This is a genomic window from Mesorhizobium sp. B2-1-8, assembly GCF_006442545.2.
Lineage (GTDB): Bacteria > Pseudomonadota > Alphaproteobacteria > Rhizobiales > Rhizobiaceae > Mesorhizobium.
This window is the reverse complement of record NZ_CP083952.1, coordinates 6234281-6261021: the sequence shown is the minus strand read 5'-3', so window position 1 is coordinate 6261021 and position 26741 is coordinate 6234281. Positions and strand designations below refer to the sequence as shown.

29 protein-coding genes and 3 pseudogenes are annotated in these 26741 nt (G+C 58.9%); 19 read left to right on the top strand and 13 right to left on the bottom strand.

What is annotated here, in order from left to right; all coding sequences use genetic code 11:
- Window positions 1-53 precede the first annotated feature (53 nt).
- Complete coding sequence (ggt, locus tag FJ970_RS30615) at window positions 54-1793, top strand: gamma-glutamyltransferase (protein WP_140758873.1); 1740 nt, start codon at window positions 54-56, stop codon at window positions 1791-1793.
- An 84-nt stretch (window positions 1794-1877) separates the two neighbouring features.
- Here ggt and FJ970_RS33830 read toward each other — a convergent pair whose 3' ends face one another.
- The gene (locus FJ970_RS33830) at window positions 1878-2219 is read right to left on the bottom strand and encodes a hypothetical protein (protein ID WP_135916977.1); all 342 of its coding nucleotides are present in this window, start codon (window positions 2217-2219) and stop codon (window positions 1878-1880) included.
- A 305-nt stretch (window positions 2220-2524) separates the two neighbouring features.
- Between FJ970_RS33830 and FJ970_RS30605 the strand changes: the two are divergent.
- Window positions 2525-2713 (top strand): annotated as a pseudogene (locus tag FJ970_RS30605) (hypothetical protein); the annotation flags it as partial.
- Here the strand turns inward: FJ970_RS30605 and FJ970_RS30600 are convergent.
- The 5 genes and pseudogenes from FJ970_RS30600 to FJ970_RS30580 form a co-directional block, all read right to left on the bottom strand.
- Window positions 2702-3190: a hypothetical protein gene (locus FJ970_RS30600; RefSeq protein ID WP_227791982.1), complete on the bottom strand. Its 489-nt coding sequence runs from the start codon at window positions 3188-3190 to the stop codon at window positions 2702-2704. The pseudogene FJ970_RS30605 and the gene FJ970_RS30600 overlap by 12 nt on opposite strands.
- Window positions 3191-3444: 254 nt before the next feature.
- Complete coding sequence (locus tag FJ970_RS30595) at window positions 3445-3885, bottom strand: hypothetical protein (protein ID WP_140758874.1); 441 nt, start codon at window positions 3883-3885, stop codon at window positions 3445-3447.
- A 328-nt stretch (window positions 3886-4213) separates the two neighbouring features.
- A complete protein-coding gene (locus tag FJ970_RS30590; protein ID WP_140758875.1) occupies window positions 4214-4510 on the bottom strand; it encodes an adenylate cyclase in 297 nt (98 codons plus the stop codon).
- A 537-nt stretch (window positions 4511-5047) separates the two neighbouring features.
- A pseudogene (locus FJ970_RS30585) lies at window positions 5048-5200 on the bottom strand (L-rhamnose mutarotase); the annotation flags it as partial.
- Window positions 5201-5235: 35 nt separating this feature from the next.
- Window positions 5236-5910, bottom strand: coding sequence for a GntR family transcriptional regulator (locus FJ970_RS30580; RefSeq protein WP_140758877.1), 675 nt, complete (start codon window positions 5908-5910; stop codon window positions 5236-5238).
- 469 nt (window positions 5911-6379) lie between these two features.
- Between FJ970_RS30580 and FJ970_RS33990 the strand changes: the two genes are divergently transcribed.
- Entirely contained in the window at window positions 6380-6793 is a 414-nt protein-coding gene (locus FJ970_RS33990) for an LLM class flavin-dependent oxidoreductase (RefSeq protein ID WP_140758967.1), read from the top strand.
- 142 nt (window positions 6794-6935) lie between these two features.
- Here FJ970_RS33990 and FJ970_RS30575 read toward each other — a convergent pair whose 3' ends face one another.
- Entirely contained in the window at window positions 6936-7100 is a 165-nt protein-coding gene (locus FJ970_RS30575; RefSeq protein ID WP_140758878.1) for a toxin-antitoxin system HicB family antitoxin, read from the bottom strand.
- Between the two features lie 143 nt (window positions 7101-7243).
- Between FJ970_RS30575 and FJ970_RS30570 the strand changes: the two genes are divergently transcribed.
- Complete coding sequence (locus FJ970_RS30570) at window positions 7244-7963, top strand: hypothetical protein (protein WP_140758879.1); 720 nt, start codon at window positions 7244-7246, stop codon at window positions 7961-7963.
- 184 nt (window positions 7964-8147) lie between these two features.
- Here the strand turns inward: FJ970_RS30570 and FJ970_RS30565 are convergent, their stop codons facing one another.
- Window positions 8148-8378, bottom strand: a complete 231-nt coding sequence (locus tag FJ970_RS30565; RefSeq protein WP_140758968.1) for a helix-turn-helix transcriptional regulator — start codon at window positions 8376-8378, stop codon at window positions 8148-8150.
- 129 nt (window positions 8379-8507) lie between these two features.
- Window positions 8508-11543 (bottom strand): Ti-type conjugative transfer relaxase TraA, encoded by a 3036-nt coding sequence (gene traA / locus FJ970_RS30560; RefSeq protein ID WP_140758880.1) that lies wholly within the window; start codon window positions 11541-11543, stop codon window positions 8508-8510.
- 173 nt (window positions 11544-11716) lie between these two features.
- Between traA and FJ970_RS30555 the strand changes: the two genes are divergently transcribed.
- The 5 genes from FJ970_RS30555 to FJ970_RS30535 all read left to right on the top strand — a co-directional run bounded on the left by FJ970_RS30555 (window position 11717) and on the right by FJ970_RS30535 (window position 13927).
- Window positions 11717-12043 (top strand): conjugal transfer protein TraD, encoded by a 327-nt coding sequence (locus FJ970_RS30555; protein ID WP_140758969.1) that lies wholly within the window; start codon window positions 11717-11719, stop codon window positions 12041-12043.
- A 1-nt stretch (window position 12044) separates the two neighbouring features.
- Window positions 12045-12293, top strand: coding sequence for a conjugal transfer protein TraD (locus FJ970_RS30550; protein ID WP_140758881.1), 249 nt, complete (start codon window positions 12045-12047; stop codon window positions 12291-12293).
- A 206-nt stretch (window positions 12294-12499) separates the two neighbouring features.
- A complete protein-coding gene (locus FJ970_RS30545) occupies window positions 12500-12745 on the top strand; it encodes a hypothetical protein (protein ID WP_227791981.1) in 246 nt (81 codons plus the stop codon).
- A gap of 208 nt (window positions 12746-12953) precedes the next feature.
- Window positions 12954-13190: a hypothetical protein gene (locus FJ970_RS30540; protein ID WP_140758883.1), complete on the top strand. Its 237-nt coding sequence runs from the start codon at window positions 12954-12956 to the stop codon at window positions 13188-13190.
- A gap of 26 nt (window positions 13191-13216) precedes the next feature.
- The gene (locus FJ970_RS30535) at window positions 13217-13927 is read left to right on the top strand and encodes a hypothetical protein (RefSeq protein ID WP_140758884.1); all 711 of its coding nucleotides are present in this window, start codon (window positions 13217-13219) and stop codon (window positions 13925-13927) included.
- On the opposite strand, the gene FJ970_RS30530 is transcribed toward FJ970_RS30535, so the two are convergent.
- Entirely contained in the window at window positions 13893-14969 is a 1077-nt protein-coding gene (locus FJ970_RS30530; RefSeq protein ID WP_140758885.1) for a ComEC/Rec2 family competence protein, read from the bottom strand. The two genes, FJ970_RS30535 and FJ970_RS30530, sit on opposite strands and share 35 nt — an antisense overlap.
- Window positions 14970-15089: 120 nt before the next feature.
- Between FJ970_RS30530 and FJ970_RS30525 the strand changes: the two genes are divergently transcribed.
- Both FJ970_RS30525 and FJ970_RS30520 read left to right on the top strand, forming a co-directional pair.
- On the top strand, window positions 15090-15896 hold the full coding sequence (locus FJ970_RS30525) for a ComEC/Rec2 family competence protein (protein ID WP_140758886.1): 807 nt from the start codon (window positions 15090-15092) through the stop codon (window positions 15894-15896).
- 231 nt (window positions 15897-16127) lie between these two features.
- Window positions 16128-17936, top strand: coding sequence for a hypothetical protein (locus tag FJ970_RS30520; protein WP_140758887.1), 1809 nt, complete (start codon window positions 16128-16130; stop codon window positions 17934-17936).
- A gap of 11 nt (window positions 17937-17947) precedes the next feature.
- Here the strand turns inward: FJ970_RS30520 and FJ970_RS30515 are convergent, their stop codons facing one another.
- The 3 genes from FJ970_RS30515 to FJ970_RS30505 all read right to left on the bottom strand — a co-directional run bounded on the left by FJ970_RS30515 (window position 17948) and on the right by FJ970_RS30505 (window position 19479).
- Window positions 17948-18136, bottom strand: coding sequence for a hypothetical protein (locus tag FJ970_RS30515; RefSeq protein WP_227791979.1), 189 nt, complete (start codon window positions 18134-18136; stop codon window positions 17948-17950).
- 195 nt (window positions 18137-18331) lie between these two features.
- Complete coding sequence (locus FJ970_RS30510; protein ID WP_140758888.1) at window positions 18332-19180, bottom strand: IS3 family transposase; 849 nt, start codon at window positions 19178-19180, stop codon at window positions 18332-18334.
- Complete coding sequence (locus tag FJ970_RS30505; RefSeq protein WP_140758889.1) at window positions 19129-19479, bottom strand: transposase; 351 nt, start codon at window positions 19477-19479, stop codon at window positions 19129-19131. The genes FJ970_RS30510 and FJ970_RS30505 overlap by 52 nt, the downstream gene beginning before the upstream one ends.
- Before the next feature lie 99 nt (window positions 19480-19578).
- Between FJ970_RS30505 and FJ970_RS30500 the strand changes: the two are divergent.
- The 8 genes and pseudogenes from FJ970_RS30500 to FJ970_RS30470 all read left to right on the top strand — a co-directional run.
- Window positions 19579-19728: pseudogene (locus tag FJ970_RS30500) on the top strand (IS3 family transposase); the annotation flags it as partial.
- A 245-nt stretch (window positions 19729-19973) separates the two neighbouring features.
- Window positions 19974-20165, top strand: coding sequence for a hypothetical protein (locus FJ970_RS30495; protein WP_227791978.1), 192 nt, complete (start codon window positions 19974-19976; stop codon window positions 20163-20165).
- Window positions 20166-20249: 84 nt separating this feature from the next.
- Window positions 20250-20549, top strand: coding sequence for a hypothetical protein (locus FJ970_RS30490; RefSeq protein ID WP_140758890.1), 300 nt, complete (start codon window positions 20250-20252; stop codon window positions 20547-20549).
- Window positions 20550-20563: 14 nt separating this feature from the next.
- Window positions 20564-21355 (top strand): hypothetical protein, encoded by a 792-nt coding sequence (locus tag FJ970_RS30485; protein ID WP_140758891.1) that lies wholly within the window; start codon window positions 20564-20566, stop codon window positions 21353-21355.
- Window positions 21356-21558: 203 nt separating this feature from the next.
- Window positions 21559-22512: a tetratricopeptide repeat protein gene (locus FJ970_RS30480; RefSeq protein WP_140758892.1), complete on the top strand. Its 954-nt coding sequence runs from the start codon at window positions 21559-21561 to the stop codon at window positions 22510-22512.
- A gap of 1008 nt (window positions 22513-23520) precedes the next feature.
- Window positions 23521-23655, top strand: coding sequence for a hypothetical protein (locus tag FJ970_RS33745; protein WP_265336210.1), 135 nt, complete (start codon window positions 23521-23523; stop codon window positions 23653-23655).
- A 75-nt stretch (window positions 23656-23730) separates the two neighbouring features.
- Entirely contained in the window at window positions 23731-23931 is a 201-nt protein-coding gene (locus tag FJ970_RS30475; RefSeq protein WP_140758893.1) for a hypothetical protein, read from the top strand.
- A gap of 226 nt (window positions 23932-24157) precedes the next feature.
- Window positions 24158-26422 carry a hypothetical protein gene (locus tag FJ970_RS30470; RefSeq protein ID WP_227791976.1) on the top strand — a complete coding sequence of 755 codons (2265 nt, stop codon included), beginning with the start codon at window positions 24158-24160 and terminating at the stop codon, window positions 26420-26422.
- The last annotated feature ends 319 nt before the right edge of the window (window positions 26423-26741 follow it).

Here is a 26741-nt window from a genome sequence, read left to right as displayed (position 1 = left end):
GGACTCGGTCTCTCCGAGAGGGTTTTCTAGGTGTCCCCGCCCGGAGACCTGCCATGCATTTCACCCGTCGCACACTGATCGCCGCCAGCCTTTCGCTGACCTTCGCCCTTGCGCCCCTGACGGCCGTTTTTGCCGCCTCTCCAGCACCCGCCAAGGGCGAGAACGGCATGGTCGTCACGGCACAGCATCTGGCTTCCGAAGTTGGCGTCGAGGTGTTGAAGAAGGGTGGCAACGCCGTCGATGCCGCGGTCGCCGTCGGCTATGCCTTGGCCGTGGTCTACCCCAATGCCGGCAATATCGGCGGCGGCGGCTTCATGACCATCCGTTTCAAGGACGGTAAATCGACCTTCCTCGATTTCCGCGAGCGGGCGCCGCTTGCCGCGACCAAGACCATGTATCTCGACAAGGACGGCAACCCGGTGAAGGGCGCCAGCCTCGACGGCTATCTCGCAGTCGGCGTCCCCGGTTCCGTCGCCGGTTTCGAAATGGCGCGCCAGAAATACGGCACCTTGTCCAGGCAGGACCTGATGGCGCCGGCGATCGCCTATGCCAAGGAGGGGTTCATCCTCAATCAGGGCGATGCGGCTTCATTTGCCGGCGGCGCCGAAAGGTTGGCGAAGGACCCAGCGGCGACCGCCATCTTCCTCAAACCGGACGGCAAGCCCTATGGCATTGGCGAGAAGCTGGTTCAGCCCGACCTTGCCGCGTCGCTCTCGGCCATTTCGGAGAGAGGTGCCGATGCCTTCTACAAAGGCGCCATCGCCGACGCCATCGTCAACGCGAGCGGCGCCAAGGGTGGTATCCTAGCCAAGAGTGATTTCGAGCAATATACGGTGCGCGAACTGAAGCCCGTCACCTGCTCCTATCGCGGCTACGAAATCATCTCTTCGCCGCCACCGAGCTCGGGCGGCGTCATCATCTGCGAAATCCTCAACGTGCTGGAGGGCTATCCGCTCTCCTATCTTGGCGCTGGTTCGGCCGAGACCGTGCATGTCATGGTCGAGGCGATGCGCCACGCCTATGTCGACCGCAACTCGGCGCTCGGCGATCCCGATTTCGTCGACAACCCGGTCTCCAAGCTGCTGGATAAAGCCTATGCCAAGGACATCCGCGACAAGATCGATCCGTTCCGCGCCGGCGTGTCGCAGGACCTCATGCCGAAGGGCTTCGGCGAATCGAAGGAGACGACGCATTATTCGATCATCGACAAGGACGGCAATGCGGTCGCGGTCACCTACACGCTGAACGGCTCGTTCGGCGCTGGCGTCGTCGCCGACGGCACTGGCATCCTGCTCAACAACGAAATGGACGACTTCACCCAGAAACCCGGCGTGCCCAACCTCTATGGCCTCGTCCAGGGCGAAGCCAACGCCATCCGGCCGAAGAAGACACCGCTGTCCTCCATGAGCCCGACAGTCGTGACCAAGGACGGCAAGCCGTTCATGGTCATTGGCAGCCCCGGCGGTTCGCGCATCATCACCATCACGCTGGAGGCGATCGTCAACGTCATCGATCACGGCATGAACATCCAGCAAGCGATCGACGCGCCGCGTATCCATCATCAATGGTTGCCCGACACCGTCTATGTCGAGCCGTTCGGACTTTCGCCCGACACCGAAAGGCTGCTGGCCGGCATGGGGTATCACCTCGATCTCGCTGACCAGACCTGGGGTCAGGCGGCCGGAATCCTGGTCGGTGGCAAGAGCCTGGCGGAAATCGAGAAGGGCGGTGGCGCGCGCTACAATGGCGCCATAGACAGCCGCGCGGCGTCGGGCGAAGCGCTTGGATATTGACAGGCCGCAAGCCTGTTCCTTGCCTGACGAGGCCGGATTCCGCCTTTCGGGACCGGCCTCCGCTTCATGGCCCGGCAGCAGCCGTCAGGTCACCAGCGTGATGGTCGATGCAATCAGCATCAAGGCGGCGATGCCGACGAACAGCGCATAGATGCGTGGCCGGTCGAGCAGCAGCGCGTTACCCGATATCCAGGCCGACGTGGCGCCGCCCAGCGCGAAGAGGAAGCCGTTGCGATGGCCGAAAGTCATCGATGCGGCCATCAGGCCGCCGATGATCAGGGCGCCGAACACGATGATCACGGCGACCGCGTATTTCTCGAAGTCGTTGTTGCCGATCCCTGGTCCGATCGCGTTCAGATTCGGCAGGTCGTCGGGATCGAAGGGGCTCGCCGACCCGTATTCGTCTTGACCCATGGATTCTCGCATCACTTGATCTCCGCTGACCGGCAACAAACCATCAACGCCTGCCGAGCGCAACCCGATCGCACGTCCCTCTCCATGTTGACCGACACCTTCAAACACTTTCCGGCCGCGCTTGTCACCGATTTTTCGGCCACCTGGCTCGAATGCAACCGCGTTGCCGCCCGGATGGCACGCCCACTCATATGGGCCGTGTCCGGGGGAAAAGATAATGCCGCCGATCAATTCAGCCCCGGTAGGCCTAGGCGGCTGCGGCGGGAAGTCGCAGCGCCCGGCAGGTCCCGGCCGGATTGTTCGGCACACTGCCCTCGGCGCAACGCCTCGACGCGCTCCCAGGCCTGCGGGCGAGCTTCGAGCTGCACGCCGGCGAAGACCACACGTCGATCCTGCCGGTGACGGTCAACCGCGCGGTGCGGGCGGCTTTCGCGGTGCGGCAAAGGAATACCGCCTGGCTGAACACCTGCCTGGGTAAGAATCACCTCGCGCCATCATTCCTGTGAAGGGGAGGCGCTCAATCGACGATAGGGGATGCCATCGAATCTTGCCGTCACAAAATCGGTGACGGACATCTTGCGCTTGCGTCCGTCGCTGCAGGCGTAAACCGGCCAACCGGCATCGCTGCATTCGCTGGCTGCGCAAATACGTGCCAGGCAGTTACCGACAGTCAACCGGAAGCCGCCCTTGCCGGCGAAGCCTTGCAACAGGCTGCCGTCCGCCGAGCGCCATGTCCGCGCACGGAATTCCGCTCGCAAAAGCAATGGTTCGAGGGGGATCGCAAGATTGGTTTCGCCGGCATGCCCTGCGAACTGCAGACGGAAGCGCGCCATTGCAGTCGTGTATGCGGTCACAAGATCCGATTCGCGAAAATAGGCGATCGGCAGGTTGGAGCGGTCAAACAGATGAGACATACGCTCGCTTGCCTCTACCGGCGTCAGCAAGGCAACAAAGGTAAGAAAGGCGAAGCAAGCTCGCGACATTTTACAGCAGCCATATCGATCTCGGCCTGCCGGTTTGGCCCCGGTTGCCCTCCGGCAACATCCCGCCAAATCTCGCCCTGCGCAAGCCGCTTGCTGAGGCAGTCCATAAGGCGGCCGAGTGCAGCAATTCGCAAGGCCGCCGAGTTAAAGCGATTGGAGCCGAAGACGGTGATCGCATCAACCAATTTGCGCGGGCGGGCGACATACAGTCGGCGTTCGCGGCAAGGAGGAACACCCGCAGCAGCCGGAGTTCCTCAGCGGAGGCGAGCCGGCGGCAGTTCGAACAGCTTGGCGCCGTTCTCCTGGCCGCGCTCGACATAGCCGATGATGCCGAACCATCTGGCGACATCAGGCCCCTGCAGCCAGCTGCGCGAGTGGATGGGAAGGTTGCCGGCGAGCGCCTGGATATGCCTGATATGCCGCTTGCAGAAACGGACGGTCGAGCCGCGGAAGAAATCCTCCTGCGCGGCAAACAGCGTATCGGCGGCGTCGCTGTTCTCATGCCAGGCGATGATCGCCACGGCCTTCTCGCCCTCGACAAGCGCGTGCGCCCGGCCTTCCTTCAAGTTCATCATCAGATTGTCGTAGGCGATCTTGCTGTCCTTGCCGGCCGCCGCGTATTCCTCCGACATCCGCTTGGACAGGCCATGGAAGACGTCCTCGAGGTCCCCGAGCGTTGCTGCGCGTGCTCTCATTTCACCTCCTGCAGCCCCGCGGGAAGTTTGCCCTACGGTCGATGGATCACCAAGCAAATTGAATCCGACAGAAGTCCGGTGAGCGCAAAGTCGTTCCGTCGATCGATCTTTGTGACGGGCCCCACCAGGCCGACGGACGTGGGCCTGGTCCCGATAATTTCCGAAATCCGAGGGTTGGAAAACGTTCGGGGCAGCAGATTCGCCCCTTTTTCGCGCGGTGCTGAGGAGTTTCCGGCCTGGTCCGCGCCGGCAAGTGATGTCGACTGGTGAATGCATTGGCCCGGCTGCTTCGGCGACCGGGCCAGTGATCCGCGGATCGTGCTGCCACCTAGTGATTATGGGACTGCTGGAAGCCGGCCACGTCGTACTGAGATACGCTCTTCGGATTTTTCGAGTTTTGCGGCTGGGTGCCCGCGTAATGTGTTCCGGCATTTCCATCCGGGTTGAAGGCCGAGCCCGGAGCAGAGCTGGCGTGGCCGGGGGTCGCACTTCCTGTTTGAGGGGTTCCGATGGTTTGGCCGGGCTGACCTGTCGTGCCCGTCACCGTGTGGACATTGGTGGCCAGGGCCATGCCAATGGAACCCATCAGTAAGCCTGCCATCATCGGAACCAGGAGATGTTTCATGGTCGTTCTCCCAAAAGCATTTGATTTTGGGTGCTCGGGGTCTTGTGAGCACCCGGCGAACTAAAGTTAGAACGCTCTTCGGACCACCATTCGTCCCGACTATCGCAAACCTGTGATCTGTTTATTTCACCGTGACACGTTTTGGCCCTGCGGCTTCGGCCTCCCGTCTTTTAAGTAAGATATAATGGAACAGGGACCTATGGATTCCGGTTAACTGGATATGCCAGCCAAGATCAAGGAACCACAGCCGAAGCCCGGCCCGCAGCCGCCCGTCAGTCGGCCGGACAAGGAAGCACTGTCGGAGCTTGAGCATATCGATCCACCACCGCGAGACGTGCGAGAGGCGCCGGCACCAAACCCCAATGGCGACAAGAAAACCTAAGCGACGCCACGCGAACACGCCTGCAACAGCGCATGCGGTACGAGAGCGATCGAGCGTTTCCTCCCAGTCGAATGTCCGCGCGGAGTCCGAAGAGGAACGCGCTCTCGATGCGCCGGAACAGGTTGCCATAAGGGCTTCGATCCGACTTGATTGGCGAAAAGAAGGTTCTCGGGCTCGCGCACGTAAATCGAATGGATGTCGGCGCGGCTGATGACCGCCAGCACCTCCAGCCAGACCGCGGCGTGGACGCGCTTGTATTCCGCGATCGCCTCCGCCTTCAGGCTGATACAAAGCCCCATTCTTCGCATGTGACGATCCGGTTCGGTTGCCCGTGCCGGCGGCTTCAGCCGAGCAGGTCGGCGGCGACTTCGAGCGTGTTGCGGAACGACGTCTCGAGATGGTGCTCCATTGCCTTCGCGGCGCCTTCGGCGTCGTGACGCTTTAGTGCGTTGAGAATGGCTTCATGCTGCTCGATCGTCTGTTCGCCATAGCCGGGTTTGGGAATGGCGAGGTAACGGCCGCGGTCCATCTGCGCCTTGGAGATGTCGACAGCCCGCCAGATCATCGGCAGGCCGCAGATCTCGGCAATGGTGCGATGAAATACGTCGTCGAGCTGGATCGCGGTGGCGTATCGGCCGCGCGATATGGCGAGCCGGTGGGCCGCCATATTGTCCTCGAGCAGTTCCGCTGACGCCGGCGTGAGCTTGACGGCCGCGCGCTTGGCGCTCTCCATCTCCAGCGCCCGGCGGATGACATAAGCTTCCTCCAGGTCGGCGCGGCTGATCGGCGCGACATAAGTGCCGGTCTGGGCCAGGATCTTCACCAGACCCTCGTCGCTGATGCGCTTGACCGCTTCCCGCACCGGCGTGCGCGAGACGCCGAGCGCTTCGGCGATCGCCACCTCGTTGATCACTTCCCCCGGCTTCATCTGCCCGACGACGATCAGGTTGCGGATCTTCTGATAGATCTGATCGCGGAGCGGCAGAGCCCGATTGAGGGTCGAAGGATCCAGGTCCATGGCAAATCCGTAGCTTCGTTCAGCGGAAATGATCAGGTATATTAGAATGTAAATCGGAATGCACCCAATCCGAGGGTAATCTCTGCCGACGATGGAGTGATTGCTCAGGTCACGGAATCCAGCTTGCATCGTGCCTTCCCCGGTCGAGGATGGCCGCCTGGCGATCAATCACCATGGCCGAGATCATGGACGGCAAGGAGGTCAGGGACCGGCTGCCGATCCCGCTGACCGTCGTCACCAAGAACAATGTCGGCTCGGTCGAGCCGGCATTCTGATCGAGAGGCCGGCCCGGGCAAACCGGGCCGGCCAATCCTCTATTGTTTCGCGGCGACCGGATGACTGACCGCGTCGCGGCCGGAATGGCGGATGCGGCGGCGCGGCCGACGAGAACCGGGCATGAAGGTCAGCTTGATCTTCTTTTCCAACTCCTATCCGGAAGAGGCGGGGCGCCCATGCCGTGAGCTCGGAGATGGCGCGCCATGGCGGCCGTAATGGCTTCGAGGCCGTCTGGATACCCGAGCGCCACTTCCACACAATGGGACGCATATATCCCAACCCGGCGGTACCAGCCGCTTATCCCGCCTCGATCACGACAAAGATCCGGCTGCAGGCTGGCAGCATCGATGAGACATGCAAGGCTCGAACCACTCCACCCATTCGGGCCAAAAGTGTTACCCATGTCTCCGGCACGAACCGTAACCCATGTGTCCGGAACGGACCAAGAGAGGATGGTGCCAGAGGCGGAATCGATCAGGTGATTGATCTATTTGAATTTATTGAACAAAACTCAGTGCGGATAACCCTCGAATACCCGCGAAATTACCCAATCCAAATTCATACCGGTGGTTCGATTCCATTTTCCACAGGAAATTGCCCTGTTTAGACCCTATGCTAGCGGCACCTCGCAATTTGTTTCGAAGCCCGCCAACGAATCGCAACACAGTTGGCGCAGCTTCTACGCTTCATCCGCTGCATTTTGATAGCGCCTTACCGAGCGGGATTTCTCCAAATATCCCGACCAGCCTTTACTGTTCGTCGTCCTTGTGCGGCTTGAGTCCGCGACGTTCCGCATATTCGAGAATTGCAACCTCGATCACGGCTGTGATCGAGCGCCGGTCAACTACCGCGAGTTTCTGCGCCAGCGTTAATATCGCTGGATCAATGCGGGTAGTGAATGACTTCTTTGGCATTTCCACTCAGTGCTTGAACTTCGCGCTCGGCTGTGCATACATGTGCACGTGCTGTGCAATTGCATTGCACGTGCATCGGCAGAAGAGGGCGCGCCAACGCCCTGATCTGCCTGACCACGTTCAAGCTGGTTGGAGCTCGGATCATGGCTGATTCCGACAATACCACGACTTTGCCCTACGTCACGCATCAGCGCGACGGCGGGAGAATCGCAACTGATCCTGTAGCGACTCCGGTATTGAAGACAGATAGGACTGTCTCCGTTGGAGAAGATCCTGCCATTGCCTTGTTGCGGGAATGGCGACGAACGCAACACGTATCGTCGTTGCTTTGCCGATTACAGCAGCACTTGGAGAGACGTGTCATAAATGAAGCCGAGTGCCCGAGGCCGGTATTGGTTGGGGCCAGGGGAGCCAACGGGGTTAAACTAGAACTCCGACACCAGCCGCAATCTTCTCGGCTTTCTCGCGGAAAAGGTGCGAGCAATGCTAACGCGCAGCTATGGCGCGCATGCAGGGAAGTGGCGGACCACAAGTTTGCTTATGCTATTGCCTGCGAGGCGGAAGTCTTGGCCATGACTGCAGCCTTGAAGCTCCAGGACGAGCTTTCGAATACGCCGGCCCGAACTCTGGCGGGCATTGTCGCAAAGTTGGAAATCATAGCCAAGGCAGATCACGAGATAGATGATCCAACCGATTTTCCTTGGCCGCAAATCGTTTCGATCCTTCAGGATTTGAAGGCGATTGCCGGAAGTGTGCATGTCGAACGTCCCGGCCGATCCACCATTCGCGCGGACGTCGCCGGTCACTTGACCATGGCGGAAAACCTGATGCGTATGGAGAGGGGCGACGGTGACGCTCGTTGATCCCCAGCGTCCGGATTCGGTTTAGATCTCTGTTCGCATTTGATTCCTCGCACTGAACCGCCGTCGATCGCAGCCGAGGCAAACACCGCATCCCTAGTAGCCAACTAGCAGGGGCGTCCTCTGTCCTCAGCAATGCGCTCGGTTGGACTAAGTTAGTCGCGGCTGGCTCTCCTGCATCCCGCTTTCATATCGACGGCGCCCCGTCTGGCCGATCGGCTTTGTCCTTCGGCTGCCACCGGATAGGATCGGCAACCCAGCAATCAATCTCGGATTCTTGCCAGCCTGCGCCGTTGACGCTGATCTTGATCTGGGCAGGGAAGGAGCCTTCGGCGATCTTGCGGTAGAGGGTGGAGCGGGTTAGCCCGGTGCGGAAGAGGACGGTTTTGAGGCGGATGATCCGGTCTGGTTCTCGCATGGTTTGTCCTGCCTCCTGCTGGTTGTTGCTGACCGCTGTCGGGACCAACTGGGCAGGGTATTGGTAGGCACGCAAGAAGCATGATCCCGTCGGGCGGCCATAGCGTGGTGTCGGCGGCAGATCGGAGGGTTACAGTCCGATGCCGCGACCTCGACCGAGGTCGATGCCGTTGCTGAACGCGAGTTCCGCGCCCAGGCGCCGGCCGGATTCGACTTGGATGCCAAGCGCCTTCTTATGATTGGCAAGCAGCGATTCCAGTTGCGGGTCGCGCTCGAGACTCTTGGCCATGTCGGACATGGCCGAGCGCGTTGACCTGTAGCCGGACATATCGCCGGCCTCGTATTGGCGCTGGCTGGTCCTTTTCAGCTTTTGCCAGTCTTCCACGAAACGGTCGGCCCGGCGGCCTGGATCAGTGCGGATTTCGGTTTCAAGCTGGAGAGCGCGCACGACGCGGTTGACGCGACCGGCCCCCGCTTCACGAACCAGTTCGGGGTTCTTGACGTAGGCCGCTTCAGCATCGCGCCAGCCATAGGGCCGAACCTTCTCGAAAGCGCGGCGGGCATCCCTCAATTCGCGCATCTGCTCGGGACTGCCCTGGCCGTCCGCATTTCCAGTGCTAATGATCGCATCGATGGCACGCGCGTGGCGCACAAGCGCGTTCGTGCGAGCGCTGCGCAGCGCCGCTTCCGGATCCACCGGCGCATCCCCCTCGCGCTGCGCTCCCCTGGCGGAAGCTTCTCTTTCAGGCACGGCATCGCCGTTTTGAGCTCGACCGTCTTCCCTTCCCGGCTGATGCCCACGATCCTGACTGGGCTCGGCGTCGGCGGGCAAGCGCAATCCGTCGAGCAGCCCGTCGATCCTGTCTCGAAGCTTCTCCGGAACGATCCGGCGCACGATCTCGACCACACGCTCGCGGAAGGTGATCCCGCGCCGCTCGGCATAAGTCTGCGCCGGGTCGATCTGGTCGTAATCCGACGCCATGTCCTTGGCGCGGTCTCGTGACAGCGACCGGACGAGCTTTTCGCGCGTAGCAAAATCATCGCTGCCGTAATGCAGGTCTATACCGTCTCGATGCCGCGACAGCGCAACGTAGCTCCCATGCGCATCCATGCCTGGCGTCGCCAGCACGTACGTGCGATCGACTGTCATGCCCTGCGCCTTGTGGATGGTCGCGGCATAGCCATGATCAATTTGGGAATAGTCCTTCAGGTCAAAGTGCACAGAACTGCCGTCGTCAGTGCGAACCGTCATGCCCTGCGTGCTTACCTCATCGATCACACCGAGCGTGCCGTTCTTGACGCCGAGGCCGCGCTCGTTGCGCAGGAACATCACGCGGTCGCCGCGTGCGAAACTTCTCTCGCCCCGTTCGACGCCTATCTGAACATCGCCGCCGAGATCTCCGGCAACGCGCATGCGCTCGCGCGCTGCCGTGTTCAGCGCGCGCACCTCGTCGTTTGTGTGGGTGAGGATGATCCGGCTTGCCTCGGGCTCTGCCTGCCTGTCGCGATCCCACCGTTCGACAAGATCGCTGCGCGCCTCATCGCGCGAGGCAGCCTGGTGCACCATGCCTCTGTCTTCATAGGCGCTGATCGCAGCGCCGATCCTGCCGGTTGCCAGATCGCGCGTGGCGTTGCGCTGCCAGTCCTCGCGCTGCCGTCGCACCTGGCCGATTTCGACGCCGCCGTGGCGCTCGTGGATCGAACGGAATGCAGCGCCGGCCTCGATCGCCTGCAACTGCTGCGGATCGCCAACGAGGACGACCTTTGCGCCAACGTTCGCCGCATGGGAGAGCACGCGCTCCAACTGGCGCGTGCCGACCATGCCGGCTTCGTCGATCACCAGGACATCGCGAGCTGTAAGCAGATCCCTGCCCTGTCCCCAACCATGTTCCATGCTGGCGATGGTGCGCGAAGCAATTCCTGATCCGCTTTCGAGATTCTCAGCCGCTATGCCGGAGAGTGCGGCGCCTTGAACCTCGTAGCCGGCTGCTGCCCACGCCTGACGCGCAACGCCCAGCATGGCGCTCTTGCCCGTTCCGGCAAAGCCGACAACGACGCCAAGACCGCTGCCGTCGGTGACATACGCGAGCGCTTCGACCTGCTCGCCTGACAGGACAAGGCCGAGCTGTTTGGCATGTGCCAGAGCAGCCTCGCGATGCTGATCACTTACTGCATGAAATCCATCCCCGACCATGCGTTCCGCCGCGTGGTGCAGGCGCTGTTCGGTCTCGATCATCTGTCGGGTGGTGAACCGATCGTCTCCGCGCCCGTCCTTGCCGAGTTCGACCAGATGCGGGGCGTTGCTGACGGCTGCCATCACCGCGTCGAACTGCTCGATTCCGTCGCTGTGCCGATGCGCGAACTTCGCAATGTCTTTTCGGGTGAAGGTCGATTGCTGATGGGTGATGGCGTCCAGCGCCACGGATGGATCGGCAATGATGCGCGCGCCATTGTTGCGCGCGATCTCGCGATGCAGTTCGGCGCGATCGGCCTCAATGCCGGCAGCATCGAGGCCGCTGTCTTCAATGCGATGCGCCGGAGCACCAATCTGGGTTTGCGGCTCCAGGGCGATGCCTTGCGCTTCCAGACTGCGATGATCGATGCGGGCGTCGATGTCGAGTTCGGCCAGGCGCTCATTGGCCAGTTCCGCCCAACGTTCGCGCCAGCGCTCGACCAGTTCGGTTCGGTTCCAGTCTCTAACCTTTGACCCAAAGCCATTGTCGTCCACGGACCGCATGGTGAGCATGACATGGGCATGAGGTTTTGGACTGCCATCCTCTGCCCTGTCCCAATGCACATTGAGATCGGCGACCATGCCCTGGCTGACAAACTCCGTCTGCACGAAGTCGCGTGCCAACTCGATGCCCTGCGCCTGGTTCAGTTCGCGTGGCAGGGCAAACTCCACCTCACGAGCCAGTTGCGCATCCTTGCGCAACTCGAAGGCCTCTACGTCATTCCACAGCCGTTGGCGGTCGCTCCAGGCTTCCGGTGCATTCTCCGGCAGCAAGACCTCGGAATGAACGACGCCACGCTTGGCCGAGAAGTCATGCGTGCGCTCGATGCGCTCGTCACGCAGCCGCGAGGCTGAGCGGTAGGCGGCAGACGCCACAGCGCTGCTCCCAGCCTTGCGGCCAATGACCTTGACGTGAAGATGATAGATCGCCATCGCGACCAGATCATTTGCACGTCAAAGCGTACGTCGGCACGACCTATAAGCGCGCCCTCCCTCGAAAAATTCTCGGGATGGACCAGCCCGTCCCGGACTGTCTCGGCAACCCTGAAGCCTTCCGGCAGACGCTCCCCTATCATGGCAGCATCGACAAACCGATGGAGACAGCCATGCGCAAACCACGCGACTTCGACGCGGAACTGAAGGCGCTGGAAGACAAGGCGCGCGAGCTCAAAACGCGAAAGGTTCAACAGCTTGGTGAACTGGTGATCGCCACCGGAGCCGATCAACTCAGCACCGAGGAACTTGCCGGGGCGCTGGCCGCAATCGCCGAAACGAAAGACACCGCAAAGCGCGATGCATGGGCCAAGCGTGGGGTGATGTTTTTCGAGAGCCGGACACGGCGAACTCCTCCGGCATCTGAAAGCAACCCGCGTGGCGTTCCAGCGCAACCGGGCGGCACTCAACCGCCGGCAAGCGGCACTGGCTCGGCATGACATGCGCGCGTGGCAGGTCGAGCGCCGCAAACGCACCCGACATCTGATCGAACTCGGCGGTCTCGTGGTCAAGGCAGGCATTGTTGATCTTACTGCCGACGATCGCGAAATGATCTACGGGGCGCTGCTTTGGATCGCCGCCAAGCTGCAGGCCCATGACGGAAAGCATGCGCGGGAGCTTTGGGCCGCGAAGGGAAAGCAGGCATTCAATGCGGAACGGGATGAGGAGAAAAAGGGTCAACGAACGTAGCGATGGTTGTCGGGAGCGGTGGGCGGCGCAAAGGCTCCGAGCAGTGGCTCAGCCGGTGCGCCATGCAGCCGACGCTGCAAGGGATCGTCACCCGAAGGGCGAAGACGCGAAGGGGCTTCGGGCGCGTGCGCCTCGCGCCCGCTCCTGCAGGTCCATCGTCGGGCCGGGATCGGAGGGGGTACTCGTCAGCCGAGATCGAGAAGCGCATGGCTGACGGTACGAGTGCCGCCACGGTGCGCCGGCAGTGGAAGAATTGGGGCTTGCCGCTGCATGAGGTCGGCGGCCCGAAGCATCGCCGGATTGCGGTCAATCTGACTTTCCATGAGCGCGCGAAGCTGGCCCGCCAGGCGAAGAAGCGCGGATTAACAGGCGAGGAATATCTTCGCCGGATCAACGTCTGCGCGATTCGAGACGACATGTACGATGCAATCACAGATGGCCAGTTCGATTGATGTCCGGCTGGACCCCGACCCTTGTTAAAAACGCTATGGTGCACGCGTTCGAGGTGCTGCTTGACAGGGCCGGATTGGTTCAAGAACAACCGGCCGGAATATCGGGTCGAGTTCTCCGACGAGGTCAACCAGCATCAGGCTGGCACCGCTCGCACCACGACGCGGGTGCGCGTACAGCGCACCGCGCACCGCGCGCGACATCTCTCGTATGGAAAAGGTGCTGATCGGCAGCAACAACCTGCCGAATTGGGGCCGCTTTGTTGAGAGTGAGCCCGCTTCGCGTCGAGCGCTGGTGACTTGGTGCTTCTGGGAAATTCGCGGCCGTCACACTGAGGTCGAATGCGATCGCCGCGGCTGGGCGTATTCGACGTTCCGCCGGCGCCGGGAAAACGCCGCAAAGATGATCGCTGAAAAACTGAATGCTGCCGTTGTGCCGCCGTGGTAATGGTGCCCCGGGACTTGGGGTAAGATATGGATCCGCTTAGTCGCTTCAGCAACTACGATGTTTTTGCATATCTGCCGCAAGGCTTCATGGCCCTGGCGGCGATAGATTACATCTTCGGCACCACGGTTGTCCTGGCTGCTGATTGGGATGTGCCCAAGGGTGCGTTGGTGGTCTTCGCGGCCTACATCATGGGCCATGTGGTGGCCATGCCTGCCTCGACGATTCTTGAAAGATGGATCGTGCACGGCTGGATGAAGCCGCCCTCCTATCACCTTTTTCAAGGCGGCCAGAAAACATTCATTAACTATGCCTTCGCCGAGTTTTCGCGCCCACTTGCACAAAGCGTGAAGGAAGATGCGCTGGCCCGCCTCGACATGTTTACCGTCGGGCGGGAAGAGGGAGACGTAGTGTTTTGGAAAGCATATCCGCTGGTCAAGCGTGACGAGAAGGCAGCCCCACGGCTCGAGATGTTCTTGAACCTCTATGGATTTTGTCGCAATGCGGCTTTCGTCAGCGGCTTAGCGGGGTTGGTGATCCTGGCGCAATATGAATGGGCAGCTCGCCACAGTGCCCCACTGCCAGATCAACATTTCACTGTTGCCATCCTACTGCTGATCGCGGGCTTCATCCTGTTCCGCCGGTTTCTGAAATTCTACATGCACTATACCCGCGAGGTGTTTGTAACGTTCGCTCAAATTGCGCCTATTCCTCAATCTCGTCCGGATACAGTTCGCTAGTTGCTGGCCCCCAGCCTCGAGAAGGCGCAGCGGAAGAAAAAGAATGGAGACTGCGCCCTTCGGTGGTGTACACCTTCCCCCCTCGATGCATCATGGCGCGGATAACCGCTTTGCGAGGGTGGTCTTCATCTTCCTTGGCCGAGCTGATGAAGGCGTGGAATGTTTCGCTTCCCGCTACAGGCTGGCTGCCAAGTCTGGCTCCTAGCCAGGTGTCGCAGATTTCGGTGGAAAGATTACGGCGTGATCCGTGGTGCGGCACTTGAAACCGGTCGATCCCTGGGAGGAACAGACCGACCAGCGGTGCGAAGGCGGCCGCTTCTTGAAGACCGTCCACGCTAGCATCACCGGTGAGGAGTATTTTCCGCCCGTTCAGCAATGCATACTGGATCACCGACATTCGGTTCTCGGCGCTGGTCGGTTCGGATGAGAATTTTTCGTAACCCCATCCCTCTGTGACCAACTTAACGGTGGCCTTTGCGATGGCCAAAATACCCTCCACCAAAGTGTCGAGGGGGGACTTCGCGGCTGGCGTTTTCTCCGATTCGACAACGAGATCCAGAAAGCGAGCTTTAGTCGGCGCCAGCGCCGTGAACGCCCCGATCTGGGCCCCTTGGAACGGCTCCGACATCGGAATGCCCTTGGCAACGGCGATTTCTTCAAGCGCCGCCAGATTGGAGAAATTCTCTTTCAGCTCTTTCGCCAGGTTCTCGACGTTACTGAACCTTTGAAAACGATTGATAATCTCACCGGCATAAAGCCATGGCCGGAGAATCCACAGGCGTCCTATCTCGTAGTTTTCCAGAATGTAACGCAATCCCCCTGCATGATCGTGATCATTGTGGGTCACAACAACATGGTCGATTTTCTTCGGACTGCCGTAATGCGTGTTGATGTGAGTGGCCAGCTTCTCACCAGTGTCGACGTAGCCGCCGTCGACAACGTGAATGTACGTCTGGCCCGCAATTTCGTATCGAATGGAGATCGCATCTCCACTTTTCTGCGTTTCCACGTCCAAGAAGTCGATTTCGTAGTAGTCAGCCATTTCAGCCTCGCCACTTTGAACCCTCGGAAAGGGTAGACGCGAAACTAGCCCGTCGCCAATTGGCTTTTGTCCGAAATTCACCGAATACTTGGAGTCACAACCGCGCCCGAGGGGGAAATTATGGATTTAAAGATCTTTGACGTGGAGCACGGTGCCTGTGCCCTGCTGACCTGTGATGACAATACCCGCCTTATGATCGATTGCGGGCAGAATGCCGCTACCGGGTGGACGCCTGGGGGCTATCTGCGGCGCCTCGGCATTAGCTACCTCGATATGCTTGCGATTACCAACTATGACGAAGACCACGTTGACGGGCTTCCGGACCTACGCAACAGCGTGGATATCGGCTGGCTGTGGCGGAACAAAAAGGTCTCCTCCCAACATATTCGTTACCTCAAATCCGAAGATGGGATGGGCGCTGGGATCGACACGCTAGTTGACATGATCGACTTCGAGTTTACAGGGACCGCCTCGTCAACTGCTCGCCCAAGTTTCCTGGGCCTGAAGAGCACGTCCTTTTCAAATTCTCCGACGATATTTGGTGATGAAAACAATCTGAGCATGGCTTTGCATCTATCGTGTTACGGCATTGGTGTCTTGTTCCCCGGCGACCTTGAAGGGCCGGGCTGGCTTCGGTTACTCGAAGACCCCTCATTTCGGGATGCTCTAAGCAAAACACAGGTTCTGATTGCCTCTCACCATGGGAGAGAGAGTGGGATCTGCGAAGAAGTATTCGAATTCTGCCATCCTTACTTTATCGCGATCTCCGACAAAGGTTACATGTACGATACTCAACTTACGATCCCATTCTATCGAAGCAAGGCCCTCGGCGCCCAGTTCCGCCAAGCCTTTCGACGAGTGTTAACAACACGCGGCGATGGCCGCATTGGATTCCGGTTCTCTCCTACTGGGTGGTGGCCCTACTAAGCCGCCACACAGGGGTGGAATGTCAGCGCCACGGGTGGGCCTACCCGACTTTTCGTAGACGGCGAGATGCCGCAGCAAAAGCGATCGCCGAGGAGCTGGATGCGGTCGGCATTGTGGCTTGGTAGTTCAGCCCCATACAATTAACGGTGGAATGGCACGGGTGCGCCATTGACACTGATCACGCGATTTTCGACTGCTTGACGCTAAGCCACTCGAATCGCGGACAAAGATTTGCACTTCCCGAAATGGATATCTGTTGCTTGGGAAAACCTCTCCCGCCGCTATCTGGCCGGCGGTTTCGCTTGGATGAGTTTTGCGCTGATCGCAGCGATAGCCTTCCTTCTTTCCATCGGGCCAGACATCCAAATTTCCCTTTTCGCACTAGTCAACAGCGACAATCCGTCAATTTACGAGTCGTCATATCAGACTGATTTAATCAAGTGGCCAAATTTGAGCACTTGGCTGGCGCAAGCTATCAATGCCCAATTTTGGCTTGAGGCCGCTGCAATTTACCTAATTTCGTTCTATACTCGTTCATTTAGAAGTATTGTCCATATGTTAGCGCTCTCAACTTTCCTTGTGACTGCTATAGTTGATGTATCTATACTTACCATTTTGGGACCGAGAAATTTTGATGAGTTTTTCCAGAACATCGTAGCGGATTTTATAGGAGGCATCGCGCTGGCCTTCTTCGTAGCAATTATATTGGCCGCGTGCGAATACGTCTGCAGATCGTTCTCAGATCGGTCCCGTTTCCTCGGCATCTGGCTTTCGGGCGGCGTGGCAATCATCGTGGGTATTCTCACATCTACGGCCGCGTTCTATATCTTCGACTTCTTTTATCGGCCGTTGCCAGTCCGCTTAGAATTGGCGCTGGACTACCCATCCGGCGGAACAATAATTGCGGATCCGACTGACCCTCGCCCTGTGGCCCAGTTCGATGGCACGAAGGCTACACGGCAGCCATTTTCATTCGCGCCCAACGTTTCACAGGGCGCAGAGGTGGAATGGGAAAGTCCGCAAGGGCCAACGAAGTTACAGTGGAAAGCGCTAGGCACTCCCGCCAAATTTGACGTCGAGCTAGTGCTCTTCGGGGGATGCTGGGACCTAGCTAAAGCGAAGGCCGTCAGTCAGAGAACAGGCTACGTGCTCTCCAATGTGCGAGCGGTCGATCTTTGGGTTGACGGGGGCGTCGACCGCCTGTCTGTTGATCGGTCTGGCGAAGTGGATGACGAACTAAGTTTTACTCACCAACGTGTGTCTCTTTTTTCCACGGCGAGAGGGCAGGAAAAGGACGCCGTTGATTTTCAGCAATTTGTTGCCGGCAAAGCGGCACTCGAGATTAGGACTTCCGATCCCGGACTCAGCTATTATGCAGCGACGACGGCATTCTCTATCGACAATGACGTGGTCACAAATAAAGCCAAGACGTTGCATCTTGTTGTGGACGGGAAAGAAACGCTACTCCAGCTAAAAACAAAGGCTGGGTCGCTCAAGGGGTCCGAGCCGTTGGTCTGTAGGCAGCTAAGTGCAGGGGCCGCCGTGTCTCGATCCTCCGTGGATATGGATTCCATTGGTGGCTTACTTGGCATTTTGGTGAAAGCCAGTGCGGTGCCTGGTAGTGCTCACTACCTAACGCCCACACAGAGCTTAGAGGTCAATGCTGAGAGCGGGTGGATCACTCTCAAGGGACTCAAGACAGAGGCATTGGGTCAACTACCACCCACGCACGCCGAAATGATTGCCGTTGGCCACGGTGTCCATAGCGTCAAGGTGAACCAAGAAGCAGACAAAGTCCTCGATACCGATGACTACGTCGCTGTCGGAAACCTGGATGGCGCATATGACAACAACGGCCGCATTCATTTCACGGGCACGGCGGACTTGCTGTGGCGGAACAGCGCCCGTGCCAACCCTACCAAGTGGGAGAGTACCACAGAAGCTCGTGGTCGCCTGATAGCGATCGCGGTCGCTGCATTTAGCTTCCTTACCAGTATCTTCGCTTTACGATTTAAGAATAACGGCGACTTATCTATGTAGTTTCGGCGGCTTCAGTGCGGCGCTAATAGCGTCGTCGCGATTCCGATAAAAAACCCGCCAAACATCTTGACCATGTCAGACGCGGCCTTCAGCCACGCTTGGTTTTCTGGGGTGTCTTTGGTCACCAGTAGCACCCATATCGAGCCTAGAAACGCAATTCCGATGATTGCTATGACCAGAAGGGCGACATATGGGATCATCCACCCCAAGTCCGGTCTGGGCGCAGTCGCCGCCGCTGCTGACCTGCCACTGAGTTTTTCCTCCACCTGGAGTTAGAGTCCGACCTCCAAGAAGGACGGACAGATGAAGCGAAAGCGGTTCGCGGAAGAGATGGGGTGTCAACGGCTTCCAAAACTGACCCCCGATTGGAGTGCGCCCTTGCGGGTGGACAGATTTCAGGCCGCTGATTTGCCGGTGTGCCGGATGTGTTGATCCTCGAACTGCTGCGGGCTGAGATATCCCAGCGCCGAATGGAGCCTGCGTTTGTTGTAGACCTCGTCGATGAAGTGGGGAAGCTGCGCTGCAACGTCCTCGAATGTTTCGAGCGCCATCGGGTAGATCGCCTCGACCTTTAGCGTCTTCCTGAGGCTCTCCGCCTTGGCGTTGTCATAAGGGTTGCCTTTGCGGCTCATCGAGCCTGCCAGACGATGGCTGGCGAGAAGCTGCCGGTAGGCCTCGGCGGCATACTGGGAACCTCGATCGGAGTGATGAATGCAGCCTGGCGGCGGCGTTCTGCGCTCGACTGCAGCGCCCAAGGCAGCCATCGTCAGGCGGGCGTCGATCGATCGGCCAATGGCGTAGCCGACGATCATGCGTGACCATGCGTCGAGGACGATGGCGACATAAACGAAGCGAGCCGGCAGCGCGACATAGGTGATGTCGGCCACCCAAAGCTGGTTCGGCCCCGTCGGCACGACGTCCTTGGCCAGGTTGGGGAAGATCGGGCTGTCATGATCGCTGTCGGTGGTGGCGACGTATCGGCGCCTCATCACGGGCTGCAAATCATGCTCGGCCATCAGGCGGCGGATCTTCTTATGGTTCACGACCATGCCTTGCTGGCGCAGCGCCGCGCCCACGCGGCGATAGCCGTAGAACTCGAACTCGCCGCGGACCAAAACCATCGCCTCGACGATGGCGGTGTCGTCGGCTGGCCGTTCGGGACGGTCATAGAAGCTGGAACGCGCCATGCCCATCAGCCGGCATCCTTCGGCGACACTGAGGCCACGGGGCCGGTGACGACGGATGTAATCCCGCTTTTCGGCCGCGGAGCACTTTTCAGGGCCCCCTTTAGAAACTCCAGTTCCAGAGCCTGCTTGCCGACAAGCCGCTCAAGCGCGGCGATCCGCGCCTCGTATTCCGTGATCAGAGCTGCTGAGGCCACATCTTCATCCAAGCCGCCTGCTTCATACTTGCCAACCCAGATCCGGATCAGAGTGCGGGTGATATCGTGCCGTTGCGCCAAGCTGTGAAACGTATCGCCCGACAGATATTCCTGAACAACCTGACGCTTAAAGGTGATGCTGTAGCTGCGGTGTCTTGCCATGGTTCTCTCTCCGAAAACCCGACAGCACTGGTAAATCCCTGAAACCCAATCTGTCCACCCGCAGGGGCGCACTCCAGATCGGCGTCCAATTTTGCACGCCGATTCACACGCAAGGTCTACAGGACGAGAGAGGACGCCAGGGCGGATGTGTTCGATTATATCGAGCGCTTCTACAACCCGCGGCGTAGGCACTCGACACTGGGCTATCTGAGCCCCGTCGAGTTCGAGGAGCAAGCTATGCTAGCTTAACCTGGTGTCCGAAAAACCGGCAGCAGGCCAGAGCGCTCGCAGCTCGGGCAGACGCGCCACCCAGAAAGTTCGGAAGCTTCCAGAACCGAAGTCGACGCCGAATTATAGAACCTTCACGACGGTTTTGGGCCGTGACCGGCCCGTCAGGTTTCGGGCCTGGATTACAGAAACCTGCAGGTCTCCGACCTCAAACCGGACATCCAAACGGCGCGTAATTGATGTCCGCTTCGAGCCCTCTTTCTTAAATGCTGTCGAAAAAACCAATGGCGGCTTTGGCGGATCAAGGAACCTTTTCAGGTGAACAGGATGGCGCAGGAATTCGGCGACGAGACCTCCCATGTGGTCGGCCGCAGCAAGAGCCGCAGCTGGAAGAAGTGGCGGAAGAAGATATCAGCCGCACTATAAAAATAAAGCTGTGCATTCTTCTTGCCGCCTAAGCAAAGCGACGAAGAATCAGCCGAACATTGGAGCCGCAACAGACCAGAGGGGTCTTGACCTCGATAACCAAGGAGGACGGTACAATGGCTCCAGTTCTCAGTCGGCGTAAGGCAAAGGCACTCATCAGCAAATTTGCCAAAGAAGCGCGTCCTGCCACTCTCGGTGAGAATATCGCCAATGTCACCGCTGCTCTCCATGAGCTTGCCGGTACCGGGAAACACGCCTGTACCATCCATCGGGAGCCGGGCACGAAGACGGTTTGCTGCGCAATGCCCGCTTCGGATTGCGAAAAACTGGACGAGTATCTGAAGACGCATGTCGATGCGTCTTACTACGCCAAAGTCGGCACAAACGAGACCTGCATACACGACGCTTGTACGTGAGCCGGGAGGTCAACATGAGAAAGGCTGCGAGCGCATTTCTAGCGGTTCCGTTTGTTCTTTACGGCTGTGCTACCCCCAAATTCGATGTAGGAACGGACTACGGCTACCCAAAAATCACCGACGTCATCAAGCGCCTCGGCTGCGAGCTCACCGATCTCGTGAAAGACGGCGCAGATTCCCAGGAAGACCTTCTCGACAGCAACTATGCGGTCGGTGTCCAGCTGGAACTGGATGTCAACGATAGTGGCGAATTGAACCCACAAATGAATTTTCCGATCGATCCGACATTCGCTTTCCACGCGGGGTTTAAAGTCGGCAACTCGCGGACACAGCATTTTACGGAAAACCTATACTTCGATCTCCACAACCAATACAAACTGTGGCAAGAGGCCGAAAAGGTTAAGGTTACCACTGGCAAGAACACGATGGAGGATTGCCCGAATGACGTGGGAACGCTTGCTGGTGACCTGGGCATAAAGCAGTCAGTCGCTCTCGCACTGGCGTCATCCAATCGCCAACCATCTGAGCTTAAAGGAGCTGCTGGTGAGTTTGGAGGCTTTGTGAACTTCGTCATCACCAAGAACGTCAACGCGGCCGGTCCGAGCTGGAAGCTCACCCATTTCGAAGGCCCAGGGTCTTTGGCGATGCTCCAACGCATCAACACGGACAAGATAACCTTTGGCTTTGCGCCAGGAAAACCGCCCAAAAAGGGGGAGAAAGCTTCACCGTCCGATAATCAGCGGCTCAAGGATATCCTAAACCAGCTCAATCTCGGGCAAATTCAATCGGCCATCATCAGCCGTTGACGGCTTTCTCTTCAGCACGCCTGATATCAATAGCATCATGCGCACCCTCTTCTTCGAACGCGAGCTTGTTCGATCCTTCAGATACAATATCGACCGCTTCTGTCTTTTCGTGTACGATCAAGGCTTATTGGGTCGCCGGTAAAGCGTTTTGCAGCAATCCAATTTGCGCGATAGGCCAACCAGGCTAGGGCGGAGACGAATCAGTGACCGACTATTCTTGGCTTTCTTCAACGATTGAGGCTGCGGCAAAGATTGCGAACCCTCTATCTTTGGCAGGTTTTGGGCTTTCATTGTTTTTCGGCGCCGTCACCCTTCTGATCAATAGGGCTAAGATTGATGCCATTGGTCAATCTGGACTTATTTCCATTTTAAAACTAATTTTCACGTACGCATTTCTATTATCTCTGGTTGCTCTTATAGTAGGAGTATCTGCCTGGCTTCTTAGTAACGTCGTCGGACCAATGATAATGGGTAACACCATCCAATCATTGCTACTTCGACATGACTACAAACAGGCAATTACTCTCGCCACCCCTTATCTTCAGAACAACCCGCGAGACGATGTTGTACGTCACGAACTAGGGACAAGTTACTTTGTTACCGGCAAGTTAGTCGAAGGAAGAGCCCTTTACAAGGACATGGAAGCCTTGTACCCCGGATCAAACGACTGTGAACCACATCGAGCGTCTGCGATAGCTTCAATTGCCGCATTCGATATACCATTGGGAAAAATTGAGGATGGACTATCCTATTCAAACAGACTTATAAATTGCAAACAAATTACCGATCCGTACATGTTCAATCATATGAATCTTTTAGCAATTCAAGACAAATCTGACAGATTAGAAATTCCAAACGGATATCAGTTCCACGCAAGCTACTTTAAGTCCAAATATGCTCTCCTGCAGTTTGCATTTTACCTTAAGAAGAGTAGAAAATATACTCCTGATCTTAACGTATATCTCAAGGATGCATACTGCGATGATGATCAGATAAAAAAAATACTCGAGAATAGATTTGAGGGTGGAGATTTTTCGGCGTCAGCTATTACGGCGCAAGAGTTCGGCTATGAGTCGGGCGTATTGACGAGCATGCTGTCGCGTGAACAAAGGGCCGATCTGACGAAGTGGCTGACATCAGCGGATTGTGCGGTCTAACTCGGAGGAGAACATGAAGACCAGATTCCTTATCGTCGTTCTCGTGTTATTTGCGGCGTTCGCAGTCGCCTCCGCACGGCCGGGAGGAGAGGAAGGAAACGCTACGTGTTGCCCTCCAATGTAGCTAGTCGAGTTGAGGCAGCAATCGCCTCGCGAGGTCAATTGGACGCAGCCAACACTTGCACATGATCCTGTCAGCTTCGCGACCCGATCATCGAGCCGCTTGGCTTCCATTTCTGCCTTTAGGCCTTCTGCGCCGATTGCACCTGGTCGATCGCGGTGACCAGGCACGCCCGAGTATGCTGACCCCCGCTGTAGGCGGGGTCGACATATAGCGTGAGTTTAATCGAGCCACAACGCTAGCGGCAGCCGCGGAAGATGACATTGCCGGAAGCGTCGAGTGCAGCGGCCCTCACTGTTTCGATCAGCTTCGAGGTACGTGGCCCGGGCATTGCCTGCGGCGCACGCAGTGCACTAGTAAGGCAATTGGCCGGAACCCACGATGGAGGTGGATCGGCCTCAGCCATCTACGGCCCCGCCCACCCGTCGCAAATCTCTGCCACAAGTCATCACGGCTCCGACGAACGGCCATCGCCGGTCCCCAAGTCGACCTCGCTCGGGCAAAGTGACGTCAGTGAGCATTCATACTCACAGCATCTTGGCAAGACTCGTAATCCGGGAAATAACCGTTTGCCGACAAATCCCGCAGGCAGTCCAATCTCCCCACTCGACTGGCCACCTCGAACAATTCTTGCGTGCCCCTGATACGGTCTTCAGTAGGCCGCTCACGTAATATCATGCGGTTTATTCGCGTTACCCACTCGATTGCTAGGAACGACGTCTACCGGGGGCATCTGAGGCTGTGAGCTAGATTTTGATGCCAAGTGAGGCGACTGCAGACTGTATTCTCACCATCGCCTATTTGGCGCAAGTATCCATCGATCGAAATTTAGCTTGAACTGAAGTTCAAACGGATCAATACTGGCACATCTAAAGAGGGATCAGGCCATGGACTTCATCGAGCGAATATTCGGCGTATCTCCGGACGGGGGTTCTGGCTCCATCGAAGCGGCGCTGATCATGGTCCCTATCGTGATCGCAGGCCTTGTGCTGGTGGCATGGAAGCGCGCAAAGTCCGGCTGAGGCGCCTTTCGAATAGACGCGGCGATCCAGCCGCCCCGGGGCGCCATTGGCCACTCCAGCGATAGGAGGTCCGGCATGCCCGACAAGGATTTGAAGGATTCAAAAGGCGATCCCGGCAAGGCGCGTGACGACGGCAAGCCGGGGAAGAGCAAGCCTCAGCCGTTGCGCCAACAGGGCGAGCATCAAGTGCAACTGCAGCCGATGCCTCCCCCGCCGAGCGAAGAGCGGTCCATCCACCAGCGCCGACCGCTGCCGCCGGTTCCAGAAAAGAAGTGAAAGCCTGATCGAATAGGACCAGCAGAAGCACAGCAGCTTACCGAACGCGCCCGCGAGATTAAGAGCCGCCGAATGGAGGGACGAGATGGCCAAGTCAAGCAGCAGCCGCAAAGGCTCAGGCAGAGGCAGGCGTACGTCTGCGGCCGCTCGATCGCCGGTTCGGGCCGTTGCACTGCTTGATACCCCGCCCGCGATAGAGCGGCCGAAGCGGATTCACCCGCGGCATTTGCTGCCGCTGATCGCGGAAGGCGTCGAGCGCGATATTCACAGCGTATCCAAGGAGATCCGACTGGCGCCTGCGTTCATGGCGGCGCGCGCCGCAGGCGACGAGATAGCGCTGTCGCACAACACAGAGCTGACTGGCCCGGCGACCAACAGCACCGCATCCAACGTCGGCGAGCCAAGCTGCGCGGTCAACGGCGACATCGTGCTCTACACCGGCAACTGGTACGCAGCGGTTTCTACCGACGGCGGCGCGACTTTCCAATACATGGATCCGGAAAGTGCATTCCCGCTGCCAAGCCCGAACATCCGGTTCTGCTGCGACCAGGTCGTCCAGTACGTGCCTGAGCTAGATATGTTCGTGTGGCTGCTGCAGTATGGTCCTGAGTCAGGCGATAATATCCAGCGGCTGGCCTTTGCCAAATCCGCCGATGTCGCCAAAGGCCGCTGGAAGGTATTCGACATAACCACCAGCATGCTCGGCGTGCCCGGCGCCTTCCTTGACTTTCCCGACCTCGCCATCGGCCAGAACTATCTCTACATGACAACGAACATCTTCAGGGCCAACGACGTCGGCTCGGCGGTCGTGCGCATTAGCTTGGCTAGCATCCGTGTCGGCAGCCCGACAGAAACCCATTTCGTTTCGATGGAGCTGCAGAGCTTCCGCGTCGCGCAGAACACCGGCAACGTCGGCTATTTCGCAGCCCACCAGGACACAAGCACGCTCGCGGTCTTTGCCTGGCCGGAGAATGCGGCGGCTCCCACCAAGACGCAGGTTGCGGTGGCGCGCTGGCTGGGTGGCAACGGCTACATCTCGCGGACGCCCGACGACCGCCGATGGCTGGATCGTGCCGACCCCCGCATCACCGGCGCCACGCGTTCTGGCAACGAGCTTTGGTTTGCTTGGAGTGTCGATGCCAGATCCAACCGAAGGGCGCGTCCCTTCATCCAGATCGCCAGGATCGGCCTTCCCGGCTTTGCGCTGATCGACAACGTCAACGTGTTTGATCCCAATGCCGCCACCAGCTACGGCGCGCTGTCGACCAACGCGGACGGCGAGATCGGCATCTCCTACATGATCGGCGGTCCTCAACAGTTCCCGAGCCACGTCGTGGGGATCCTGACCGGTTCCGAAAAACACTTGATCGTTGCCAATGGCGAGCGCAGCCCGATCGGCGATCCCTCGACCGGTAAGGGGGAATGGGGTGACTATCTGGCGGTGCGTCCCGTGCATCCTGGCGGTAAGCTATTTGCGGCCACCGGCTACACGATGAAGGGCACGGGCAATGGCTCGAACCGCGATGTCACCCCGCGCTTCGTAACATTCGGACGCGCACGCAACGGCGTGGGCGGCCTGGGCATCCCACCGGTACCGTCTCCGCCCCCGCCGGCGCCGGCTATACCACCTTCAGGGATCGACGACCTCAAAGCGCCGTTCGGCGATGTCAACACACTCGCCACGGTGTCGACGGCGGTCGCGATCGCGATCAAGACGGCTTGCGCCGCCGAGGGGCAACAGGCGATGCCGGCCGATCAGGACATGGTTGTCGGACTGAAGATGGTCACCAAGCCTGGTGTGGAGCGCTGGTCGATCAAGACCGGCACCGATCGCGACGTGGCACTTGTCGGCAAGAATGTGATCGGCGGCAAGAAGCTCGCCACCGGCATCGTCGAGACGACGATCGAGGAGCTCAACCTGATCGGCCGTCCGGCGGATATGCGTCCGCCGACCAGCCTCTTTCCGAACTACCAAGAACGCCGGCGCGGGCCGGTGGAGTTCACCGTGTGGCGCATCGAATGCGTCGTGATTGGCGTCAAGCTCGAGAAGGACGGCGACTATCACCTAGTCTTGCAAGGTGCGAGCAGCAAGATGATGGTTGGTGAAGTGCCGACGCCGCGTCCGCCGTTTATCGACGCAGCCGCGCCGTGGCTGCAAAATATTAAGGACGTCAGGCAGGCGGTTGACGACAAGTTGATCGCGCCGCTGTCACCGCACGACTTCGTGCAGCTCAACGACACGCTGGTACCCCGCGACGCCGTCAGCGACGATCAATTCCTGCTGCAGCCGATGGCATTGGAGAGGCTGCCGGTCTCGTTCCGCACGCCGCTGGACGAAGCCCTGGAGATGCCGACCTTTGAGGCGCAAGTAAAGCCGACCGCGGCGCGCATTACTGGCGTCGGATTCTTCGACCGCATCCATGGCGCCACCGGCACCTCGCCGCTGAACGGCATCGAGTTGCACCCGATCCTGAAGATCGAGTGGCTATAGGGGACGGAGACGCTAGCGCGACGCCAAGGCGACGCGGCGGCAGGTATCACCGTAGTACGTTGGTGCAGCGCATGATCGGTCGTCTCAACAGACCAGTGGCCCGCCCTTGCTGAAATCTGGCGGATGCCTTCTATGAAACCTGTCCGATAGAAGACGCATGCATCTCGACCTCCTTCACCGGTACGCGATCTCAGGCGAATTAATTGAACTCCGAGGAGCTTGGCCTCTGCGAGAGCCCTCTCACAGCTTCCGCTCTTGGGATTTATCTCGGCATCGCTCAAAATTGCGGTATAGGACAGATGCGTGAAGCGAGCTTTAT

Bases quoted from the DNA above. Each gene is read 5' to 3' on its own strand.
- ggt (WP_140758873.1), top strand. From the start codon at position 54: ATGCATTTCACCCGTCGCACACTGATCGCCGCCAGCCTTTCGCTGACC.
- FJ970_RS33830 (WP_135916977.1), bottom strand. From the start codon at position 2,219: ATGCGAGAATCCATGGGTCAAGACGAATACGGGTCGGCGAGCCCCTTC.
- FJ970_RS30600 (WP_227791982.1), bottom strand. From the start codon at position 3,190: ATGTCGCGAGCTTGCTTCGCCTTTCTTACCTTTGTTGCCTTGCTGACG.
- FJ970_RS30595 (WP_140758874.1), bottom strand. From the start codon at position 3,885: ATGAGAGCACGCGCAGCAACGCTCGGGGACCTCGAGGACGTCTTCCAT.
- FJ970_RS30590 (WP_140758875.1), bottom strand. From the start codon at position 4,510: ATGAAACATCTCCTGGTTCCGATGATGGCAGGCTTACTGATGGGTTCC.
- FJ970_RS30580 (WP_140758877.1), bottom strand. From the start codon at position 5,910: ATGGACCTGGATCCTTCGACCCTCAATCGGGCTCTGCCGCTCCGCGAT.
- FJ970_RS33990 (WP_140758967.1), top strand. From the start codon at position 6,380: ATGGCGCGCCATGGCGGCCGTAATGGCTTCGAGGCCGTCTGGATACCC.
- FJ970_RS30575 (WP_140758878.1), bottom strand. From the start codon at position 7,100: ATGCCAAAGAAGTCATTCACTACCCGCATTGATCCAGCGATATTAACG.
- FJ970_RS30570 (WP_140758879.1), top strand. From the start codon at position 7,244: ATGGCTGATTCCGACAATACCACGACTTTGCCCTACGTCACGCATCAG.
- FJ970_RS30565 (WP_140758968.1), bottom strand. From the start codon at position 8,378: ATGCGAGAACCAGACCGGATCATCCGCCTCAAAACCGTCCTCTTCCGC.
- traA (WP_140758880.1), bottom strand. From the start codon at position 11,543: ATGGCGATCTATCATCTTCACGTCAAGGTCATTGGCCGCAAGGCTGGG.
- FJ970_RS30555 (WP_140758969.1), top strand. From the start codon at position 11,717: ATGCGCAAACCACGCGACTTCGACGCGGAACTGAAGGCGCTGGAAGAC.
- FJ970_RS30550 (WP_140758881.1), top strand. From the start codon at position 12,045: ATGCGCGCGTGGCAGGTCGAGCGCCGCAAACGCACCCGACATCTGATC.
- FJ970_RS30545 (WP_227791981.1), top strand. From the start codon at position 12,500: ATGGCTGACGGTACGAGTGCCGCCACGGTGCGCCGGCAGTGGAAGAAT.
- FJ970_RS30540 (WP_140758883.1), top strand. From the start codon at position 12,954: ATGGAAAAGGTGCTGATCGGCAGCAACAACCTGCCGAATTGGGGCCGC.
- FJ970_RS30535 (WP_140758884.1), top strand. From the start codon at position 13,217: ATGGATCCGCTTAGTCGCTTCAGCAACTACGATGTTTTTGCATATCTG.
- FJ970_RS30530 (WP_140758885.1), bottom strand. From the start codon at position 14,969: ATGGCTGACTACTACGAAATCGACTTCTTGGACGTGGAAACGCAGAAA.
- FJ970_RS30525 (WP_140758886.1), top strand. From the start codon at position 15,090: ATGGATTTAAAGATCTTTGACGTGGAGCACGGTGCCTGTGCCCTGCTG.
- FJ970_RS30515 (WP_227791979.1), bottom strand. From the start codon at position 18,136: ATGATCCCATATGTCGCCCTTCTGGTCATAGCAATCATCGGAATTGCG.
- FJ970_RS30505 (WP_140758889.1), bottom strand. From the start codon at position 19,479: ATGGCAAGACACCGCAGCTACAGCATCACCTTTAAGCGTCAGGTTGTT.
- FJ970_RS30495 (WP_227791978.1), top strand. From the start codon at position 19,974: ATGCTGTCGAAAAAACCAATGGCGGCTTTGGCGGATCAAGGAACCTTT.
- FJ970_RS30490 (WP_140758890.1), top strand. From the start codon at position 20,250: ATGGCTCCAGTTCTCAGTCGGCGTAAGGCAAAGGCACTCATCAGCAAA.
- FJ970_RS30485 (WP_140758891.1), top strand. From the start codon at position 20,564: ATGAGAAAGGCTGCGAGCGCATTTCTAGCGGTTCCGTTTGTTCTTTAC.
- FJ970_RS33745 (WP_265336210.1), top strand. From the start codon at position 23,521: ATGGACTTCATCGAGCGAATATTCGGCGTATCTCCGGACGGGGGTTCT.
- FJ970_RS30475 (WP_140758893.1), top strand. From the start codon at position 23,731: ATGCCCGACAAGGATTTGAAGGATTCAAAAGGCGATCCCGGCAAGGCG.